This window comes from Algoriphagus zhangzhouensis (assembly GCF_900148515.1).
GTDB classification, from domain to species: Bacteria; Bacteroidota; Bacteroidia; order Cytophagales; family Cyclobacteriaceae; genus Algoriphagus; species Algoriphagus zhangzhouensis.
Genome location: NZ_FRXN01000009.1, coordinates 1 through 22031, shown reverse-complemented (window position 1 = coordinate 22031; position 22031 = coordinate 1). Strand labels below are relative to the sequence as shown.

The following is a 22031-nucleotide window of genomic DNA, read 5'->3' as shown; positions in this document are numbered from 1 at the left end:
GACCTTTCGGAACATCCGGGGCCTAGTCCCAGTGTATGAGAAAAGGAGTCATCATTCTATTTGGAACCCTGATAATCTTGCTTTTTGGTGTGCAATGCACCTTTTTGGAGAAGCATTTTCAGGATCCCTTTGCCAAAGAAACTTACATTCTAGATTTAGAAGGAATAAAAACCCGTGGCTTTATTAGAGCTGCTGTGGATAATAATTCTACTGGTTTTTATATCTATCGAGGTAGAAGAATGGGGTATGAATACGAGCTTTTGCGAGACCTAGCAAAAAGACTTGGTGTTCAGCTCAATCTCGTTTTGGTTTCAGATATTGATAAAGCATTTGAGTATCTAAATGATGGTCGGGTGGATATCATTGCTATGAATTTGGAGACTAATCCTGATCGGGAAAGCAAAGCAACATTTACCTCTCCTTTAGGAAAAATCAGTACAGTTTTAGTCAGCCGTGAAAACGAATCGATTCAATCTTGGGAAGATTTGCAATCGGACACTGTTTATGTAAGACATGGTGCTATTTACAAATCTCAACTTTGTAAAATCAAGGATTCTCTTCAAGTGGATTTTATGGTCATGGAGTCTCCGCTTCATGAAGAATCGTTGATTGATCAAGTAGTGGAGGGTGAAATAAAGTATACGCTTGCAGATCAAAATATTGCATTGGCAAATGCTACCTATTATGAAGGATTGGACATCAAATGGAAAGTGACAGATGCTGAAAATGTCTCCTGGGTCGTCCGTGACAATTCTCCAAAACTTTTAGAGTCAGTCAACCAATGGCTAGAGGATAAACAAAAGCAATTTATTCCGATGCTATACGCGAAGTACTTTCTTAATTCAAAGAATAGCTATTTCAGATCAACTAGTCCATTTTCTTCTTTGGCAGGAAATAGAATTTCTGTCTATGACGAGCTAATTCAAGAAGGAGCTGGAGAATTAGGTTGGGACTGGAGACTTCTCGCTTCATTGGTTTACAAAGAATCCAGATTTGATACTACGGCTACTTCATATGCTGGAGCCAAAGGTCTCTTGCAACTGATGCCTGTTACTTTGGAACGGTTTGGGGTGGAAAACCCTAATGACCCAACTCAATCACTAATGGGAGGAATCCGGTACTTGAGGTATTTGGATAAGTTTTGGATGGAGAGAGTCCCTGAAACCAATGAGAGGATCAAATTTGTCTTAGCTTCTTACAATATTGGCCATGGTCATGTGGAGGATGCTTGGAGATTGGCCCTAAAGTATGGTGCAAATACTCAAAGCTGGAAAGACGTCGCTTCTTTTCTGGAATTAAAAAGTGATCCCGAATATTATCGGGATCCTATAGTCAAAAGTGGGTTTGCCAAAGGTCATTTGGCAGTAAACTATGTCAAGGATGTCTTGAATATCTTTGAGTCCTATAAAGCATTGGTGGAGCCTTAGGCTCCTTCATGCAATTCAAACATAGCTTCGATTTCCACAGGGATATTATCTGGAAGTGTTCCCATTCCTACAGCAGAACGTACTCCAATTCCATTTTCTTCTCCCCATACTTGAGCAAAGAGTTCACTTGCTCCATTGATGACGAATGGATGTTTTTCAAAGGTGGAAATGCAATTGACCATTCCGAGAACCTTGATGACTCTTTTCACTCGATTCAAAGATCCCAAATTCGCTTTGATAGTGGAAAGCATGGCCAATCCGACTTGTCTGGCTGCCAATTTTCCCTGATCCATATCCATATCCTCCCCGATTCTTCCGATGATCAAAGTACCATCGTCTTGGACTGTTCCGTGTCCTGATAGATACAAATATTTTCCATCAATGAGACAAGGCTTGTAAACTCCCAATGGTTTGGGAGCAGGTGGTAGATTGAGTCCTAATTTTGCAAAGTTACTTTCTGCTGTTTCCATATATTTTTAAATAAACAAGTCTAAAATCAATACACCAATTAGTCCAAATACGGCGACTAATGTTTCCATCACTGACCAGGTTTTGATGGTGTCTTTAATGCTGACATTAAAAAACTCTTTGTACATCCAAAACCCGGCATCGTTGAAATGTGAAAACATCAAACTTCCGGCTCCGATAGACAAAACTAGAAGATTTGGATCTACATTCATGGTTGTTACCAAAGGAGCTATAATACCTGCTGTAGTTAGTCCAGCCACGGTTGCTGACCCAACACAAACTCGAATAATTGCTGTGATCAACCAAGCCAAAACCAATGGATGCATCTGCCAAGTTTTCAATCCTTCGGCAATGACCAAGCTAACTCCAGAATCAGTGAAGATTTGCTTCAATGCCCCAGCTCCAGCAACAATCAACAAGATCATCGCGATGTCTTTTGTCGCTTGGGTATAAAGATCCATGATTTGACTCATGGAGTATTTTCTTTTTAAACCTAAAGTGTATGTCGCAATAAGCACGGAAATCAACATAACCATGCCTGGATCAGAAATGAAGCTTACGATTGGAGCAAATGAGCTTTCCGGTGAAATATTTAAGTTTAGTGCGGTCGTACTTACCAATAGGACTACAGGCAATAGAGCTGTTATAAAGCTATTGGCAATTCCAGGTAACTCACTTTCATCTTTTATTTCTGCCTGGAATGTCTTCAGAGGTTTCGCTTCGATATTTTTTAGCCTTGAGGCAAAGATGGGACCCGCGATTGCCACCGTTGGGATAGTGATCAAGAAGCCATAAAAAAGGGTTAAACCCATATTGGCATCAAATTGAGCCACCAAAGCAGCTGGAGATGGATGTGGAGGTAGAAATCCATGAGTGACGGAAAGTGCAGCCAATAATGGGATTCCGACATAAACTGCAGATATTTTATATTGATAGGCTACCGTAAAAGCCAAAGGCACTAATAGTACAAAGCCTACATTGTAAAAAAGTGGGATTCCTACTACCAAACCGGTCAAAGACATAGCCCACGTGATATGTTTTTCTCCAAAAACCTTCATCAAGAAATTCGCTATCCTTTGTGCGGCTCCACTTTCGGCGACTAGCTTTCCAAGCATTGCTCCCATTACGATGACGATGACCAGATCCCCCAATAGGTGCCCCATTCCATTTTGAACTGAACTGGCAATTTGCTCTGGAGGAACTCCCAATAAAAAGCCAGCACAAATAGAAGAAATCAAAAAAGCCAAAAATGGATTGAGCTTTGCCCAGACGATCAATAGTACCAAAATGGCAATACTGATCAATACATATAAAATGGTCATAGGTTGGGTTAAGGTTGAACTTTCAAGATAGAAAAATTGGAGGAAACTCAATTTGGGTTTTTGATAATCTGAGTTTATCTACGAATCCAACGAATCAATTGAAATTCTGCGTCATTAAAAAATCTAATTAAATATGAACCAGCTGGAAGGCTTTTTAGCTTTTCGATCATTTGACTTTGATTGAGGTTTGATTCATAAATTACTTCTCCATTAATTTTTATGATCTGAATGATAGCTGTATTCGCGTCATATTCTAAAGGTATAACTATGGAAAGTTCGCCAGAGGAATATGGATTAGGATATATTTTAATATTGGATTCAGGAGAATTCAGTGGGCCAAGTCTGATTATTTTACTCCAATGAACAGAGTTGTCTTGGTCCATGATCTTCAACTTATAATAATTGGATTTAAAAACGGAAGCTGACGGGTCCAATATTTGAAATTTGTTTTGGGAGGATGATTCTGAAGTTATTTGGTCGATATTCATCCAGTTATTTGTGTCTTCTATTGATCTATATAGTTCAATTTGTAAATCCTTAGAGTCAACAAATGACCAAGAAATGATTGCATTTTTATTTTGCCAAAACGCATCAAATGTCAGCAATTCGATTGGCAAAATGCTTAATGTTCTGTAACTGCCAATTGTGAAATTGACACCTGATAAATCATCAATTGAAATCTGCCTTCTAGCCCATAATTCTGTTGGGTCCAATCCAGGTAAATGTGAGCCTGGTGCAGCATACCCTGTTCCTACTATTCTAAGATCATCCACGTCATCTACTATTAATTGATGAGCGGAAATTCTCATTTCAAGGAGATTTGTACTAGAGTTTAATCCGGAAAATTGGAAATAAGAAAATAGGCGATATAGGATAGGTGTGCCATCATTATCATTAAAACTTGAATTGTATTCTGCTCCAGGATATTGAGTGAAGTTGATTGTGAGGTTTCCACCTGCAGTGGAACCTAGCAATTGCACTTTCCTCAAGCCACCATTGGTCTGATCCTCGTATGGAAATGTTGCATTTGCCGAAGTGAGAAGATTGGGAGTGTTGAAATAGGTAAATTGATTGATGCTTTTCCAGCTGCCTCCGAAATAATTCAGTCCCCCTAATCCGGAAGAGTTCAATTCTAAATTATGATTAGCTAAATCCAATATCCCTGAATACATGTAATGGTTTCTCAAGACCTCCAAATCTCCTGATGAAATAAGTGAGGAGCTTGGTTTGCTGAGCGTAAAATCCTGAATTGTCAGTTCTGGGATATGCTGCTCACTGAATCCATTGGTATACAGATGGGTATTAGTTCCGATGAAATTTCCCGCTCCACTTTTTATAATATCTCCTGAAAAGGATAATGAGGCAGGCAAAGTGAGATTATTGTTGCTTTGAAGTTCAAGAGAGTGGATTTGACTAGGAATGCCTGCGTCTAAAAAAGTGCTAGCGACAAAAATTTTGGAACCGGTACTACCTCGGTAAATCAAAGTCCCATTTAATTGAAAATTGGCAACTTCCATTTTGGGAGCATTCCCTTCAAAGACCAACTGACCTCTAGATTGTAAGTCAAATAGCAATGAACTTGTTGTATTGGAACGAAAAATAATATCATCATTACAATCGCTCACCAAAGTTCCACCAGATTCAATAATAAACGTCCCAAAAGGTCCTGGACCATAGACTAATGTTTCATTGTTAAAAGAAAATGAAGGGCAAAAGTTGGGAGAGACTGAGGTGTCTAGCTTTTGTCGGACTGTTCCGTTTGCAATTAGAAAACTCAGAGACTTAAAAGGTTCCTCTACCACCAATTCTGCTCCGGAGTCTGGATCAAATATTACAGAATATCGGCTATTCGTTGTAAATCCGCTCCATGAATTTAGAGGGATGATAACTCGACTCAAACCTCGAAATGTAATAGTGCTTGAAGGAGAATTACCTATCCAATTTTGACTGTTCCATGCTCCGGATGGGGAGCCTGGTGCTGCTCCGGAAAATGCATTTAAGCTCCCAAAGACATCTAAATTGAACCCATTTAAGTTTAATTTTTGATTAGCACCAGTTTCAGCATTGATAAATAGACTTTTGACTTGTTCGTTTTGAGATAGAGTGAGTAGATGAGTTTGATCAATATAAATGTCTGTAGTTTGATCAGGTAAATTCGTAGCTGGATTCCAGCTTGTTCCATTATAAACTTGCCAAATGCTTAGAGTATTGAAGTTACCAGAAGAGATAGTCTTATAAGCATTTATTTCCTGACAATTGGCTTCTATTTGAATAAAGCATACTCCTACTAATGCCGATAGAATGCTGTATATTCGGCCAACGAAAAGGAACAATTGGACTGATTTCGTATCCCTACCTGCCATGATAAAAGTATTTCTAAAAAAGTAGTTTAAGTTAACGAAATGATTCGTAAAAAGAAAGTAATAGGTATATTGTTTGTATTGTTAGTTTCGCTAGTTTCAATTGCTAAAGCCCAACAATACCGAATCAGTTTATTGACTTGCGATCCTGGAGATGAATTGTATATGGCTTTTGGTCATAGTGCTATAAGGGTATTGGATAAGTCGAAAAGGACTGATTACGTCTTTAACTATGGCACATTTAACTTCAACACCCCAAATTTCTATGGGAAGTTTGCTTCAGGGAAGTTGGATTATATGCTCAGCGTCAGTACTTACTCTGATTTTTTAGCGGCCTATCATGCTGAGGGAAGAGCAGTTCGAGAGCAAGTCTTGGACTTGTCTCCTGAGCAAACCCAATACATGTTGGAGTTTTTGGAAGTCAATTACATGCCCGATAGAAGGTATTATCGCTATGATTTCTTTTTTGACAATTGTGCTACTCGTATTCGTGATGCGATGGATTTGGTCCTTGGCGATGATTTGGTTTGGAATGATGATCAGAAGGTCGCTGATGAGAAAACATTCAGGAATCTGATTGATGAATATGTCTTGAGAATGCCATGGGCGGATTTAGGGATTGATTTAGCTCTTGGAGCTGTGATTGACAGAGATGCCACTCCACAAGAAGAACAGTTTTTGCCAGACTATATGGAGCAGGCATTTGCACGAGCCGAAATCCAAGGAGATGGGCCGACTCGACCTTTAGTGAGGGAATCCACGGTTATTTTGGATTTTCCAAAACCAGATAATTCAATGAGTTCGATAAATCCATACTGGATATTTTGGTTGATCGCGATTGGATTTATAGCAATCACTTTTATTGGTTTCAAAAAGAAAAAGCTGTTTATCGGTTTTGATATAGCTCTATTCTCAATTTTAGGAATTTTAGGAATTGTGATTTTCTTGCTTTGGTTTGCTACGGATCATAGTGCGACTAAGTGGAATTGGAACATTTTATGGGCTTTCCCTGGCCATTTGGTTTTAGCAATTGCATTGGCAAAAAAGAATCTCAAAATCTGGGTGAGAAATTACCTTTTAGCAGCTTTAATATTGGCAGATGCCGCTGTTGTATTTTGGATTATGGGATGGGAATCTTTCCACCCAAGCTTGATTCCGATTTTCTTGGTTGTGATCCTTAGAACCAATTATCTGTATTATAATATTGAAAAATATAAGCCAATAAAGGCCTGAATTTGGTTTTGAATAAACTTTTAGGGTAGGGCTGTTTGTTATCAAGGTTTGAAAAGGAATTATGGAATTCAAAATAACATCTGATTATCAACCTACCGGAGACCAGCCAGGAGCAATCAAGCAATTGGCTCAAGGTGTTCGCGATGGGGATAAGGCCCAAGTTTTATTGGGTGTGACAGGTTCTGGGAAGACCTTTACAGTAGCAAACCTAATCCAGGAGGTTCAAAAACCAACCTTGATTCTAAGTCATAATAAGACTCTTGCAGCCCAACTTTATGGGGAATTCAAGCAATTCTTCCCTGATAATGCCGTAGAATATTTCATTTCTTATTACGATTATTATCAACCAGAGGCATTTATTCCTAGCTCTGGAACTTATATCGAAAAAGACCTTTCGATCAATGAAGAGATCGAAAAGCTCAGATTGAGTGCAACCTCTGCATTATTAACAGGTAGAAGAGACGTCATTGTGGTAGCTTCTGTAAGCTGTATTTATGGTATTGGTAATCCCGAAGAGTTTGCAAAAAATGTCATTCGACTTCAAGAAGGAGACCGAATTCCTAGGAATCAGCTACTTTTTAAATTAGTTGATATTCTCTATTCAAGAACTCATCAAGATCTAACCCACGGTACTTTTCGGGTTAAAGGCGATACTGTTGATATTTTTGTTGCCTATGCAGACTGGGGTTATAGAATTTTCTTTTGGGGAGACGAAATCGAAGCAATCCAAAGAATCGATCCTAGGTCCGGGAAAAAGCTAAATGATGAAAAAATCATTTCTATTTTTCCAGCCAACCTTTTCGTTACAGGAAAAGATACGCTTCAGGTAGCGATTAAAGAGATCCAAGATGACATGGTTGCTCAAGTGAATTTCTTTGAAAAAGAAGGAAAATTCATGGAAGCAAAACGCCTTCAGGAGAGAACAGAGTTTGACTTGGAGATGATTAGGGAGCTAGGCTATTGCTCTGGAGTGGAGAATTATTCTCGCTACTTTGATAGACGAAGCCCGGGTATGAGACCTTTCTGTTTGCTTGACTATTTCCCGGATGATTTCTTGTTGGTGATTGATGAAAGTCACGTGACTGTGCCTCAGGTCAGAGCCATGTGGGGAGGAGATAGATCTAGAAAAGTCAACTTGGTCGACTTCGGCTTTAGGCTTCCATCGGCTTTGGACAATAGACCTTTGAAATTTGATGAATTTGAAGATTTGACCAATCAAGTGGTTTATGTTTCAGCCACGCCTGCAGATTACGAATTGGCTTTGACAGAAGGAGTGGTTGTAGAGCAAATCATTCGTCCAACAGGGCTTTTGGATCCTACAATAGAGGTGAGACCTAGCCAAAATCAAATCGATGATTTGCTGGAAGAAATCGATCAAACCATCAAGTCAGAGGCAAGAGTTTTGGTTACAACTTTGACCAAACGAATGGCAGAGGAGTTACAAAAATACCTGGAAAGAGCAGGAGTCAAATCCAGATATATTCACTCAGAGGTGAAGACTTTGGATCGGGTAGAGATTTTGAGAGAGTTGAGATTGGGAGTTTTTGACGTGTTGGTTGGAGTGAACCTCCTTCGAGAGGGTTTGGATTTGCCTGAGGTTTCCCTGGTTGCGATTTTGGATGCAGATAAGGAAGGATTCCTAAGAAATGAAAGAAGCTTGGTTCAGACAATTGGTCGTGCGGCTAGAAACTCCGAAGGCCGAGTGATCATGTACGCTGATAAAATTACCGATTCCATGCAGATGGCAATCGATGAGACCAAGCGTAGAAGAGCATTGCAAATGGCCTATAATGAGGAGCATGGCATTACTCCAAGAACTGTGATCAAGTCTCGAGACAAGATTATGGGTCAAACCAAAGTGGCCGATTCCAAAAAGAATGCTAAGATTTATGCCGAGCCTATGCCTGGTGAAGCTTCCATGGCAGCTGATCCGGTTGTTCAGTATTTGAGCAAGGACAAATTGGAGAAACTGATTGCCCAAACTCAGAAGCAGATGGAAAAGGCTGCAAAAGAACTGAACTTCATGGAAGCAGCAAGACTTCGTGACGAATGGCAGTCACAAAAGTCCAGATTGGAGGAGTTAAATCGGGGATTGGGAAATTGATGATTGATCATGACACTTCAAGAATTAAAAGTCCTAGCTTCGAAAGGAGAGGGGCTCACGTTGGAATTCAAAAAGAAAGCCGCTTTTCCTGAGAAAATCGTCCGTGAACTGATTGCTTTGGCCAATACGGTTGGTGGATATTTATTGATTGGAGTGGATGATGATGGGACAGTCAGTGGGCAGCGATTTATCGAGGAAGAGGTTTTTGTCATGGAAAGAGCCATTAAGGAGTTCATATTTCCGTCCCTTCCTTATGAATTAGATCAGATAAAATTGAATGAGAAAAAGGGGGTTGCTCTGTTTAAAATCCCAAAGAGTGATGAACGTCCTCATTTTTTGTGGGAGAAAAACAAGAAGAAGTCTTTTGTAAGAGTTAAAGACCGAACAGTCCAGGCAAGTAAAGAAGTCTGGGAGATTTTAAAGAAAAGTAAAAAGTCAGAAGATGTGGTTTTTACTTATGGTCAGAAAGAGGAAGCTTTGATGAAGTTGTTGGCTGAGCATGGGAAAATCACTTTGAAAGAATATGCCAAACATGCCAAACTTCCTTATTTTTTAGCAAGCAGGACTTTGATTAGATTGACTTTGGCAAATGTATTGGAAATCCATCCACAAGAATCAGAGGATTATTTTACGCTGAAAGACCAGGAAGTTTAATGTAAGTTCGTATTGCTATTCGAGATTTGTAATCTCGAATCAGATATCTTAGGATTTTTAATCCGGATAAATAGAGCTTTGACTCAAGGATTTCTTGAAATTAGAATGACTAATTCAATATAATTTTTGCACCAGTTTTGATTGGTTCAAAATTTTGATTTTGAATAAAACGGATTTCAAATCCAGCGATATATCCTCGGAATTGCAAATCCCGAGGAGCTTTTTACTCTGAAAGAAGAGGAAGTTTAATGTTGGTTCGTTCATAGAATCCAAAGTTCCCTTGAGGCCCTCCAGTATGAATCGCTAGGACTTTTGAACCTTTTAGGAATTGGTCTTTTTTGATTAAATCCCAGATTCCAAACATCATTTTACCAGTGTAAATAGGGTCTAAAACTATTCCAAATGATTCATAAAACTCCCAAATGAAATCAATCAAAACCTGATTGTATTTGGCGTACCCTCCAAAATGGTATGCTGTATTGATTTCCCATTCACCATTGGTTAGGATTTGATTCTTTTCTAGTAGCTCGGAGATTTCTTTGTTAATAAATGACCCTTTTAGAGAAGAGATCCCAAGTGCTTTTTGATTAGGTTGAAGACTTTTTAAAATCCCAGTAAAAGTTCCTCCAGTTCCGATTGATAAAATTATATCAGAATAATCCTTGTCACCATCTTCTAATATTTCTGCAGTACCTTGGATGGCCAATGAATTGGTTCCTCCTTCAGGTATGATGAAGCAGTTTGGATATTTCTTTTTGAGTTCGTCTAAAAATTCAGTTTCATTTTTTCTTCGATAATCTGCTCGGTTGACATATTCTATTTTCATACCTTGACTTTGCGCAAAATCCAAAGTGGGATTAAGTGGTAAGGTTTCTTCTCCACGAATCAGTCCTATTGAGTTCAACCCAAAAAGTTTGGTAGCAGCAGCACTGGCTTGAATATGATTGGAATAAGCACCACCGAAAGTCAAAATTGATTTATATCCTTTATTTACAGCTTCCTCAAGATTGTATTTAAGCTTGAAAAATTTGTTTCCAGAAATCAATGGATGAATCAGGTCTAATCTCTTGATTGCCAATTCTACACCTTTTTCCTCCAATATAGGGTGGTCTAAAGTCTGATTTACGATGGGATTTGCCTGAATCATGCTGGAAATTTAAGCTTTTGTAAAAACTATTCCTGATCCTCTTATTTTTGTGTCATGAATAACCAGCCGGAAGAAGATTTCGAAGACGAAGAATTAGACCTATACGAACACCATAAAATTTTGGTGGACAAAGGTCAGACTTTGATGCGGATCGATAAATTTTTGACTGAAAAGGTTGCCAATGCGACCAGAAACAAGGTGCAGCAGGCGATTGATTCCGGTGGCGTTTTGGTCAATGGCAATCCTACTAAATCCAATTATAGAATCAAGCCCAATGATGAGATCAAGGTGATGCTGACTAAGCCGCCAAGAGAAACGGAAGTATTGGGTGAAAATATTCCTTTGGATATCATTTTTGAAGATCCCGAACTATTGGTAGTGAATAAACCTGCTGGCATGGTAGTTCACCCAGCCCATGGAAATTGGTCAGGTACTTTAGTGAATGGTCTGGTTTATCATTTTCAAAACCTGCCTGAAATGGCAGGAAATGATGGGAGGCCTGGTTTAGTACATCGTATAGATAAAGACACATCGGGATTATTGGTGATTGCAAAAACTGAACTTGCTATGACCCAATTGGCCGCACAGTTTTACCATCATTCAATCGAAAGGACTTATTATGCATTAGTTTGGGGGGAGCCTGAGGAAGATGAGGGCACGATAACTGGTCATATTGGAAGAAGTGCCAAAGACAGGAAAGTGATGGATGTCTATCCTGACGGGAGCTACGGGAAGCATGCAGTGACTCATTGGAAAGTCTTAAAGCGCTTAAGGTATGTTAGTTTGATTCAATGTAATCTAGAGACTGGTCGGACCCATCAGATTAGGGCTCATATGAAATATTTGGGGCATCCTTTGTTTAATGATGCAATGTATGGAGGAGACAAGATTAGAAAAGGAACTCAATTCTCTAAGTATAAAACTTTTGTCCAGAACTGTTTTGAAATGATGCCCAGACAAGCCTTACATGCTAAGTCCTTAGGCTTTATTCATCCCACATCAAATGAAAATATGTTTTTTGAATCGGAATTACCTTCCGATTTTCAGTCTGTTTTAGATAAATGGGAAGCGTATGTTTCCTTTGATTGATTAATGATTAATTACTTTTTAAATAAAATGATTGAAAAATTTGTAATGAAATAGATTAATTATTGATGAAAATATATTTTTGGATTGTGTTGTTAAGGAATTTGCAAAAAACAGCCTTGAAAATCATCTGTTTTTAATAAAATGTAATTTTCCAATCGATTTCATTATTTATTCTGTAATAATTCACTTTATTTTTTGAAATATTTGCAAAAAAGAACTGAATGGGCGTATATTTGAAATATCAATTCAAGCTAACAAACGGTAAGCGACAGAAATTGAATACAATTATACTGTAGGGTGTTGAAATTGGCAGACAAGCCCTCCTGTCTCGGGGGTGGAGAGTCTGGGATAAAGCATTTTAGCGAGCTCGTAAATTTGCCTAACTACTCCGTGGAGGTTCGAATCCTTCTCCTACAGCAGGTTATTTTGGGTTTATTGTTAATTGACTAAAACCATGAAATTTTGTTTCATGGTTTTTTTTATGCCCAAAAATTAATCTTGCTTTATTCGCAAAATGCCAAATTTTTGATTTTACCCATTGCAAAATCCATAAATGAAATCATTTTAAAGTAGCTTCAATTTCCATTTATTAAATGGATTGGCATGTATTTTAAAAATACAATAAAAAAATAAATAACATGTTGTCATAATTTTAATAAATGTCGCATTTGTCTAATTTTGAGGCGTCGAATTTGATACATTTCAAGTCTGACAGAGCATTGAAAGGCTCAAACCTATTAAACCTTAGTAAATGACTAAGATATAATTGAGGCGGCGAATTAAGCATTGGAGACATGTTTCACTTTTACATGTAAGTTAATTTGTCGCTTTTCTTTAGAGTTTTCCTGATTCAAAAGGGGTCAGAATTAGATATAACACTGTAGGGTGTTGAAATTGGCAGACAAGCCCTCCTGTCTCGGGGGTGGAGATCTTGGAATAAAGCTTGGAACAAACCGGACTATTGCCTAACTACTCCGTGGAGGTTCGAATCCTTCTCCTACAGCAAAAGCAGCCTCAAAAGGCTGCTTTTTTTATTTTTTATATAGTTAATGAGTATTTTAGACTAAATTCTGTCTATGATCAAGCGCATTCGGGATAAAATCTCAAACCACCCCCTTCGAAGAAATGTAGTTAAGGTTTTGATGGTTTTATTTCTTGGGTTAGTTTTCTTGGAATTTTTAGTCTATTTCGGCTCCAATTTATTTTTAGTCAATTGGACAAGGACCAAATTAAATGAGGCTACTGGCGGAGTATACCAAATTGATTTCAATCGTCTTAATTTTTCATTGATTAGAAGAGGTGTATTCTTGAATGGTATTGTCATGAGGCCAACACACACCGATAGTACCAATTCAGATCAGGTATTATTTGATTTCACTCTGGACGAACTTTCCCTTAAAAACCTTTGGTACGATTGGTCAGATCATGTTTTTACCATCGGAGATATTCGATTGGATAATCCGGATATTGGCTTGGAACTACCTGCGGGAAGTTTAAAGGATAGTACCAAAAGAGATACCAATCAAAAATATGACTCACTCAAAGTTTCCCCTGTGAAAAGGCTTGAGGATGAGATTAAGAAAAGTCTGGAAAAGATCCCTATCGGTGGAGTTTATATTGATAAGATTGAAATTGTTCACGCTGATTTGTTATTTCTTAATTTCTTGAGTCAGAATTCTATCAATGCTAAAAACACAAGACTTGTAATTCAAGGAGTTGACTGGACCAGCTCTCAAAACTGGAAGACTCCTTTCAATGCCAAAGGCTTTGAGTTTGATTTGGAATCGGTCAGGTTTGAGTTGCCTGATCTGGTTCACACACTTTTTGCGGATGAGGTAATGGTAAGTTCTTTGGAAAAGAGGATTTCCATAGAAAAATTCAAATTAGAATCTGATCAAACTAAGGTTAGTCCGACCTATTATGACGTAGATGTTGAGCAGCTGAGGGTTGGCAATGTAGATTTGGACCGCGCTTTTATGGAATCTGAATTGGAAGTTGATGAGATTATTCTCTTAAGGCCAAAGCTTCAAGTCCTCAAGTCACATCAATCACAAAATTCAAAGGAGAATTCAGGAGACTTAAATGAGCTGATAGAAGGGCTTTTGAAGTCATTTCATGTTCAAGAATTGTCTGTAAATCAAGGCCATTTTCTTACTTCAGACTTTAGAGATTCATTGAAAAATAGAATTGAAATCGATGATGTTGAATTCAAAATGATTGAATTCTATTTAGGAGGAGATGAAGAAAGAAAGAAGAATCAGTTCTTTTATGGGCAAGATGCCTCCATGAATCTTGGAGGTTTGACCTTATATCTTTCTGATGAAGCACATATTATTAAAGGTGAGAAAGTTCTTGCTTCCTCTTTCTTGGATGAGATTAAGGTTCAGGGATTTCAAATTACGCCAAGGGATACATCAAGTATCAAAGAGGTCCCTAATCAATTAATCAATGTAAAATTGAATGAACTCGAATTGACGGAGGCTAACCTGAAGAAGCTTTATAATCAAGGAATTCTAGATGTCGAAAGAATTGGAATAAATTCTCCTCAAGTAGAGATTGTTGAATTGTCTAAGTCTAATTCTGAGGAAAACAATACTCCTGAGAGGAATTCCATTTTGTTGGGATATTTGAATGAAGTCAATATTGAGGAATTGGATTTGAAAAATGGCAAGGTCCAATTCAAGAATGAAGCGGGAGTTAGGTCGAATGATATCGGTTTTGAAAGTTTCGGGCTCTTGCTTGAGAATGTCAGATTCTCCCCAGATACAAGTATGAGAATCCAAGATATTTTATTGGCAGATGAGATGGTCCTCAGTTTGGAAAAATACAAGCTGAAACTAAGGGATAACCTCCATGTTTTTAGTGCTGATAATATCGTTGTTGACTCAAAAAAATCCGTTGTTGCAATCGAAAATTTCTCATTGAGGCCTGATGAGGAGAATATCCAAAATGCGTTAGACACTTATAATAAAACAGTCGCAGTTGATTTTCAGATTCCAAGTTTCAGGATGGAGGGAATTGATATAAAGGAGGCCTTATTGGAAGGAAAACTGTTTATAGATAGGATTTTGGTGCCCAAGCCTGAGTTTACTTTTACAAGATACAGGCAGAAAAAAATCGATCCAATGGGACCTCAGCTGGAATCTTCAGAAGGGATAAAGGATATTCTAAGTTCTTACTTTTATACAGTTGTGATCGACTCTGTTAAGTTTGATAATGGCAAATTCAACTATACAGATTATTCCGGTAGGAGGGAGATTAGTTTTTCTGAAGAAGATTTGGGATTGACCTTGAAAGGATTCTCAATAAACGGTGAAATAGATTCTACCACCCAAAGGACTTTCTTCTCTGAAGAGATTATTCTGAATTTGGCAGATTATTCTTTTTCCCTTGCAAAGGGGGATTATGATGTAACAACAAATGATCTGGTGTTTAACACAAAAGAAAAAACATTGGTCATCGACACTTTGAAGGTAAAACCCGGGGAAAGCTTAAATAGTAAACTTTCCATCGATTTGGTATTGCCTAAGGTAAGGATTGAGGGGATTGACTTAGAGGATTTTCTTTTTGACAACCAACTCGATTTAGATAAGTTAATGGTAGATGGAAGTGATATTCTGTTAAATATTAACCCCGAGATTCAAAACAATAGGAGGGGTCGTTCTAGGCAAGTTCGGCCTAAGACCTTGAATTTTATAAAAGTAAATGAGATTAATGCCTTGAATTCTGGCTTTCAGCTCAATTACATTCTGGGAGAAAAGGGGGTGCAATCCATTCAGACCTCATTTGATATTTCAGTAAAAGATTTTTTTATGGACGAAAGTTCGGATTCAAATGTGAACCTCTCCAGTTTATTTAACCAAGTAGCAATAGATATTAATGACTTTTCTTTTGCCTTGCCTGATAGTCTGCATTCTATCCAGTTGTCCAACCTAACTTTTGATAATTCTAAAGATGAAACTGTTATTTCTGGGATTGAAATCAAGCCCTTGGAAGATTTGAAAAATTCAATGGGCCTAGTAGTGGAAGGTTCGATCGAGGAGATTGGAATCAAAAACAATTCCCTTGAAGAAATACAAAAATCAGGTGTTTTTGATCTACAGGATCTAAGGATTTACAAACCTGCATTAAAACTATATTTAGATAGTGCCAGAAAATCTGAAAGTAAAGTTTCGATGGAAAAAGAGGAATTGCAAGACCCATTTATTTCCTCTCTTTTAATTCAAAATATCGCCGTATTGGAAGGGGACGTTGGGCTTTACACAAAAGAGAAAATTCCTTTAAAGGGGATGCATTTCCCGTCAATAAATTTTTCAGTAGGAGATTTAAATTTTGATGTCCTCGAAGAATCCAACGAGTTTAATCCAAAGGTCCTTATTGACAAAGGATTAGACTTTTCTTTGTCGGATTATGAATTTTATACCAAGGACAGTTTGGAATTACTTACAATTAAAAACCTGACTTTTTCTGGAAAAAATCTTCAGGTAAAGGGCTTGAATTTTAGTCCTTCCAAAGGAAGGTATTCCTATTTAAGGGAAAAAGGATTTCAGACTGATGCAATTGATCTGGATATAAGCCAATTGGATCTTGTTGGAATTGATTTTAAAGAGTTTTTTGAAAATAAATTATACAAAGCAGACAGACTTTTGATCGATAAGATGCATATGGATGTATTCAGAGATAAGAGATTGCCTGAATTGGAGAATGTTTTCAAGCCAATGCCTCAATATTTTATGGAAAATGCCAATTTGAGAATTTGGTTGGATTCTATTAGGGTGTCAAATGGGAGAATTAGGTACCAGGAATTTACTCCTGGTTCTCAAATGCCTGGTGGAGTGGCATTCGAAAATTTAAATGTTTCATTGTCCCCATTTGTCACTAGTTTGGAAGGGGAGCCTCATCCTGTAGATTCTATGAATGTTCAAGCTGTAGCATGGGTCATGGGAGAAGGTGAAGTTGACCTGCAGGCTCATTTGCTCTTTGAACCTCAAAGCCCAATGGATGTGACTGTTCAAATGGGTCCGATGGATTTGACAAGTGTAAACGATATTTTGAGCAAAGGGGCATTCGTCAAAGCAAAGTCGGGGAGAGTAAATTCGGGTGATTGGAGTTTTAGAATGGATAATGAGGAGGTGCGAGGGAAGATGTTATTCTTATATGAGGGATTGAAAGTTGATCTGGTAGACTCCCTCACAATGGTAAAAGGACGTGGAAAATTGGCTATAGAATCATTTTTAGCGAATACTCTAATCAAGAACAATAATCCTAGGAAGCTATTTGGGAATGCGGTAGGTTCAGATATATATGTAAAGAGAAACCAATCTAAATTTATTTTTAATACTTGGTGGAAGGCTACCTTGAGTGGATTGAAAGGGAGTATTGGGTTAGGGCAACCACAAATGCCTAAAAGAAAAGAGGAAGATTAATCTTCCTCTTTTTTTATTTTCTAATAATCTTGATTTGCTGTTCATGTTTACCCCAGAGTAGCTGGATGATGAACAGTCCGTGATCTGAATTTCTCAAGTGATAATTTACTGTATTGCTTACATCTTCTGGGCTATGAACTGTATAGCTTTCAGAAACTCCTTTAAAGTCGGATATTCTTACAATGATTGGTTCATCTTGATAAACTGATGGGTTCAGAAGGCTTAGGTTCACATATTCTGTTCTTCCGCTTGGATTTGGATAAGCGACCCAGTATCCTGATCCATTTTTCGGATTCGCTTGAATGGAACGAGTTACACTGTAAGTGAAGTCTCCTTCAAAATCTACTTGTTTCAAGCGGTAATAGATCATTCCCCCATTGACAGGTAGATTTTTATCAATGAATTCATATTCTATTGCTTCACTTGAATATCCGGCACCTTCAACTTCACCAATTTTCTCCCAGTTCTTTACATTATTTATGGAGCGCTCAATTTCAAAATGAGAGTTTTCCCACTCTTGAGATGTCGCCCATTTCAATTTACCAGATCGATCAGATTCCAGATAAGAAGCTTCAAAGTAGAGGTATTCGACTTCAAGGATGGAGAAGTTTGTAAAGACAATGTAAATAACTCCATCTCCTCCTTTTCCACCACCGTTGTATCCGGCCCCACCTCCGGAACCAGTTTTATTTACACCAGAATAACCGATTCCGCTTGTATTTAAAATGTCTAAATTTCCATCTCCCCCCAATTTGGTTCCATCTAACAAAGAACTGCCTCCCTCACCAATTTTTTCTGTTCCATTAAAATATTCACCGATACCGCCTCCTCCGGCTCCAAAATAACGAAGTGAGTCTCCAAGAGCAAGATTGATTGCGTCACCTCCTCTACCACCTTCTCCTTGACCAGCCCCTGCTGCTTTTCCATTTTGACCATCATTGGCTGGAGGTAACTTCCATGGTACCAAACCACCCCCGCCTCCACCTGCAATAGCATTTTGGGGATCATTGTAATCTCCATTTCCTCCAGGATTTCCATTGTATACTGCATCAGGAGTACCTGTATAAGTTAGTGGAATAGCATTACCGCCGGCTCCGAAGGATTTATTTGGAGCTGGGGTTGCACCTCCACCTCCTCCAGAAGAGCCATGGCCGCCTGCATTTACCAATTGAGAACCTCCACCGCCTCCACCTGCTACTAAAATATCAATTGAATTGCCATCAATTTCTCCTGTAAATTCTGAGGCTTCACCATTAGTGCCCGGTCTTTCACCAACACCTGCACCTGGTCCTCCCGCTCCAACTATTATTCCAAAATCCGTTCCTGCAGGTAGACCATATGGGTTGGTAGTAGTAAACGTCTGAACTATCAAAGCTCCTGAACCACCACCACCAGATCCTTCACCGCTTCCTCCTCCTCCTCCTCCACTTCCAACATATACAGTGAATTCAGATAATCCCTCTGGAGCTGTCCATGTATCATCACAGGTATATTCCAATACGGTGTATCCAGATTTTGACCCATCATCAATTACAGTGACGCAATCAGTATTATCTGCATCTGGACAAGAATATGAAATTACAACTAGTCCAGATCCTCCATCACCACCCTGTCCACTGGCCTTTCCGCCACCACCGCCGGGAGAATATCCATCTCCTCCATTTGCACCACCAGCACCCCCAAGAGGACCTCCTCCGGCTCCTCCAGGATTTCCAGTTACGGTGGAGCCGTTATAGCCAGAATACCGAGTGTCAAATGTACCTCCAACTCCTTTATTAGCATTTGAATTAGATCCGCTATTACCACCATTTGCATAAACTAAACTGTTTGCTAGTTGGTCGGCAATATTTGAATCTCTCGTTACATAGGAAACTCCGCCATTATTATTTCCATTTCTTGCTCCACCGGCTCCCGTTATAACAGCTAAAGGTTCTCCTGGAGTAACAGGAACATTTGTACGAATAGAGTAAGCACCTCCTCCAGCACCGCCATTATCACCTCCGCCACCTCCTCCATAAACTTCAATAGTGATGCTATAAACATTTGCGGGAACATAGAATGTATTGGTTCCTGAAGTAAATACTGCTGAGCATACACCAAAATAGGTAGTTGGAAGGCTTGTTAAAATAATGTTACAAACATCAGTGGATTTTTTAATACTTAATAACTGAACGGTATATGTATCAACATTACTATTTATTGCGGTAGTAGAGAATGTCCCTTTTCCATTATTTACAGTTGCCGTAACAGCTATTGGGGATGAAAATGAACCTCCGCCTTGCTTTATTTGATAATATAGTTCATAGGTTCCATTCAGCATTTCAGCTGGATCTCCATAAAAAGTCACAGTCGCAGAACCTCCTATGGAGGTTGCAGAAACAGATGAAATTGCAGTGATTTCGTAGTCTGGAGTGACATCAATAGTCCCTGTCGCTTCCAGCCCATTTATACAATTGCCTGTCAATGGAATACTATAGGTATATAACCCTGTCGCTGCACCACTTACATTTCCAGAAAATTCGATATTGCCTGTAGAGGAATTGAAAGTTGCAGTCACTCCTGCAGGTAGGCCCGTAGGAGTTCCAATCCCAGTGACACCTGTAGTTGGCTGAGTGAAAGGAGTTAACGTTGGATTATTGCTACAAACACTTGGAAATGCAACTGAGGTTGCTCCCACTGTTGCAAATGGCTCAACGTCTGTTGTAGAGCTGGCCGCCGATGTGGCAATACACCCAGTGCTTGGTTCAGTATAACTTACTTCTACAGTTTGAGATCCAGTGGTTAACCATTGTAGAATCACAGTTTCATCAGAACTTGTTCCTCCTGAAGTTATTGTATAATCTGTTCCTTCTGTGCCGGGAATATTCCAGATGTAATCTGATTTTCCAGATTGAGTAGTATAGGTTACGTCACTTTGTTCGCAAACGTTGGCTCCAGGAGATGTGGTGAATGTTGGAACTGGCAGAGGGTTAACAAAGAGTGTATTGTTAGCCGTAGTTGTTGCAATACAATTGTTTGCATTGGTATATGAGACGGAAACATCTTTGGATCCATCTGTTAACCAGGTCAGTGTAACGGTAGGATCTGAAGTTCCATTTCCTCCTGAGGTTATAGTATAATCAACCCCAGAAGTTCCAGGAATAGTCCATAGATAATTTGATTCTCCAGACCCTGATTGAGTTGTATAGGTTACTGAAGAGCCAACACAAACAGGGGCCGTAGGTTCTACTTCAAAAGTCGGAACTGGAAGGGGGTTAACAATTAGAGAATTATCGGCAGTTGTTGTTGCAATACAATTATTTGCATTGGTATATGAGACGGAAACATCTTTAGATCCATCTGTTAACCAAGTCACTGTGACCGTTGGGTCAGAGCTTCCAATTCCTCCAGATGTAATGGTGTAATCTGTACCCGATACACCTGGGATGGTCCATAAATAATCATGTTCACCTGATCCCGATTGGGTGGTATAAGTTACAGAGGTACCAACACAAATATCTGATGTCGGCTCTGTCACAAATGTAGGTACAGGTAAAGGGTTTACAGTGAATGCTCCAGAAACAGAGGAAGTGACATTTGGACCACAATCACTTGAAACAGTTACATAATAAAAGGTTGTAGTGCCAGCTGCTGTAGCTGGAGGATTGTATGTGTCTGCAGTAGCACCAGTAATTAAAGTTCCACCACTATTTGAATTAGTGGCATTACTATACCATTGATAGGTAATTGTTCCTGTTCCAGTTGCTGTTATAGATATTGGATCAAACGTGTCACCATCACATATCGCTTGAGCATCAAGTTCTTCAAGAGTTATTTCTGTTAAAGGGGTTACGGTAAATGCTCCTGAAACATTGGTTGGAACTGTGCCGCAGTCACTATTTGCAACTACATAATAATAAGTTGTTCCATTTGTTGAGGTTGGAGGTGTATAAGTATCTGAAGTTGCTCCGGTAATTAAAGTTCCGCCAGAATTTGAATTAGAGGTATTGCTATACCATTGATAACTAACGGTTCCCTCTCCGATTGCCGTTACTGAAAGTGGACTAAATGTTCCACCATTACATACAGTCTGGTCTGAAGTAGATGGGTGATTTGTTACTGTTGTAACAGGTGGTGTAACTATGTATTCTCCAGATACATCAGAAGATTCAATCCCACAATTACCCGTTACAACAACGTAATAATAATTAGATCCTAATGTGGTTGAAGGTGGAGTGAAATTTGCCGAAGTCGCTCCAGATACAGCTGTTCCACCTGAATTTATTGGGGTAGAGGTGCTATACCATTGGTAGGTTAGATCTCCTCCTATTGCAGAAACTGAGATTTCAGAAAATCCATCTCCAAAACATTCAACTTCACCCATCGTGTCTGGTTGAGTTGTGATTGCTGTAATAGGGTCTACGGTAATCGTTATCGTAAACTGAGGACCGTCACATGTTCCAGAAGTGGGGGTTACAAGATAGGTAGCTGTTTGAGGTGAATTGGTTGGATTTGAAAGAGTTCCGGAAATATCGCTAGCGCCACTGCCAGAAACTCCTCCGGTCATTCCTCCTGTAACAGTAGGTACAGACCAAGAATAGGTTGTACCAGCTGGAATCGATCCATCAATGCCATTTGTTGGAACAAAGGAGAAGCTTCCATCTGTACAAGCACCTCCTGTCATGTTTGATATTGTTGCCACCGGGTTAACTACTATAGTCCCTGTTGCATTTACACCGGAAGAGAGACAACCTTCAACTGGAATGGAATAATTGAATGTCCCAGAAACAGAAGGAGTCCCGGAGATTGTGATTGTATTCCC

Annotated in this window: 11 protein-coding genes; 6 read left to right on the top strand and 5 right to left on the bottom strand. The window is 39.0% G+C overall.

All coding sequences use genetic code 11. The annotated features are described in order from the left end of the window. Positions 1 to 35 precede the first annotated feature (35 nt). Entirely contained in the window at positions 36 to 1427 is a 1392-nt protein-coding gene (locus tag BUF13_RS20305) for an MltF family protein (protein ID WP_073573669.1), read from the top strand. On the opposite strand, the gene BUF13_RS20300 is transcribed toward BUF13_RS20305, so the two are convergent. The 3 genes from BUF13_RS20300 to BUF13_RS20290 all read right to left on the bottom strand — a co-directional run bounded on the left by BUF13_RS20300 (position 1424) and on the right by BUF13_RS20290 (position 5580). Then, entirely contained in the window at positions 1424 to 1897 is a 474-nt protein-coding gene (locus tag BUF13_RS20300; protein ID WP_073573668.1) for a RidA family protein, read from the bottom strand. The genes BUF13_RS20305 and BUF13_RS20300 overlap by 4 nt on opposite strands. A 6-nt stretch (positions 1898 to 1903) precedes the next feature. Next, positions 1904 to 3217 carry a gluconate:H+ symporter gene (locus BUF13_RS20295; protein ID WP_073573667.1) on the bottom strand — a complete coding sequence of 438 codons (1314 nt, stop codon included), beginning with the start codon at positions 3215 to 3217 and terminating at the stop codon, positions 1904 to 1906. A gap of 74 nt (positions 3218 to 3291) precedes the next feature. Beyond that, positions 3292 to 5580 (bottom strand): T9SS type A sorting domain-containing protein, encoded by a 2289-nt coding sequence (locus BUF13_RS20290; protein WP_073573666.1) that lies wholly within the window; start codon positions 5578 to 5580, stop codon positions 3292 to 3294. 39 nt (positions 5581 to 5619) lie between these two features. Here BUF13_RS20290 and BUF13_RS20285 point away from each other — a divergent pair, with 39 nt between their 5' ends. From BUF13_RS20285 to BUF13_RS20275, 3 genes are all read left to right on the top strand, one after another. Continuing rightward, positions 5620 to 6810, top strand: coding sequence for an Lnb N-terminal periplasmic domain-containing protein (locus BUF13_RS20285; protein WP_073573665.1), 1191 nt, complete (start codon positions 5620 to 5622; stop codon positions 6808 to 6810). 61 nt (positions 6811 to 6871) lie between these two features. Next, positions 6872 to 8914, top strand: a complete 2043-nt coding sequence (gene uvrB, locus BUF13_RS20280) for an excinuclease ABC subunit UvrB (protein ID WP_073573664.1) — start codon at positions 6872 to 6874, stop codon at positions 8912 to 8914. 9 nt (positions 8915 to 8923) lie between these two features. Then, positions 8924 to 9568, top strand: a complete 645-nt coding sequence (locus BUF13_RS20275) for an AlbA family DNA-binding domain-containing protein (protein WP_073573663.1) — start codon at positions 8924 to 8926, stop codon at positions 9566 to 9568. A gap of 223 nt (positions 9569 to 9791) precedes the next feature. On the opposite strand, the gene BUF13_RS20270 is transcribed toward BUF13_RS20275, so the two are convergent. Further along, positions 9792 to 10715, bottom strand: coding sequence for a 1-aminocyclopropane-1-carboxylate deaminase/D-cysteine desulfhydrase (locus tag BUF13_RS20270; protein ID WP_073573662.1), 924 nt, complete (start codon positions 10713 to 10715; stop codon positions 9792 to 9794). Positions 10716 to 10769: 54 nt separating this feature from the next. Here BUF13_RS20270 and BUF13_RS20265 point away from each other — a divergent pair, with 54 nt between their 5' ends. Continuing rightward, positions 10770 to 11804 carry an RluA family pseudouridine synthase gene (locus tag BUF13_RS20265; protein ID WP_073573661.1) on the top strand — a complete coding sequence of 345 codons (1035 nt, stop codon included), beginning with the start codon at positions 10770 to 10772 and terminating at the stop codon, positions 11802 to 11804. A gap of 1076 nt (positions 11805 to 12880) precedes the next feature. After that, positions 12881 to 17230 (top strand): DUF748 domain-containing protein, encoded by a 4350-nt coding sequence (locus BUF13_RS20260; RefSeq protein WP_073573660.1) that lies wholly within the window; start codon positions 12881 to 12883, stop codon positions 17228 to 17230. A gap of 13 nt (positions 17231 to 17243) precedes the next feature. On the opposite strand, the gene BUF13_RS20730 is transcribed toward BUF13_RS20260, so the two are convergent. Further along, a partial coding sequence (locus BUF13_RS20730; RefSeq protein ID WP_342039407.1) for a glycine-rich domain-containing protein occupies positions 17244 to 22031 on the bottom strand: 4788 nt, incomplete at its 5' end.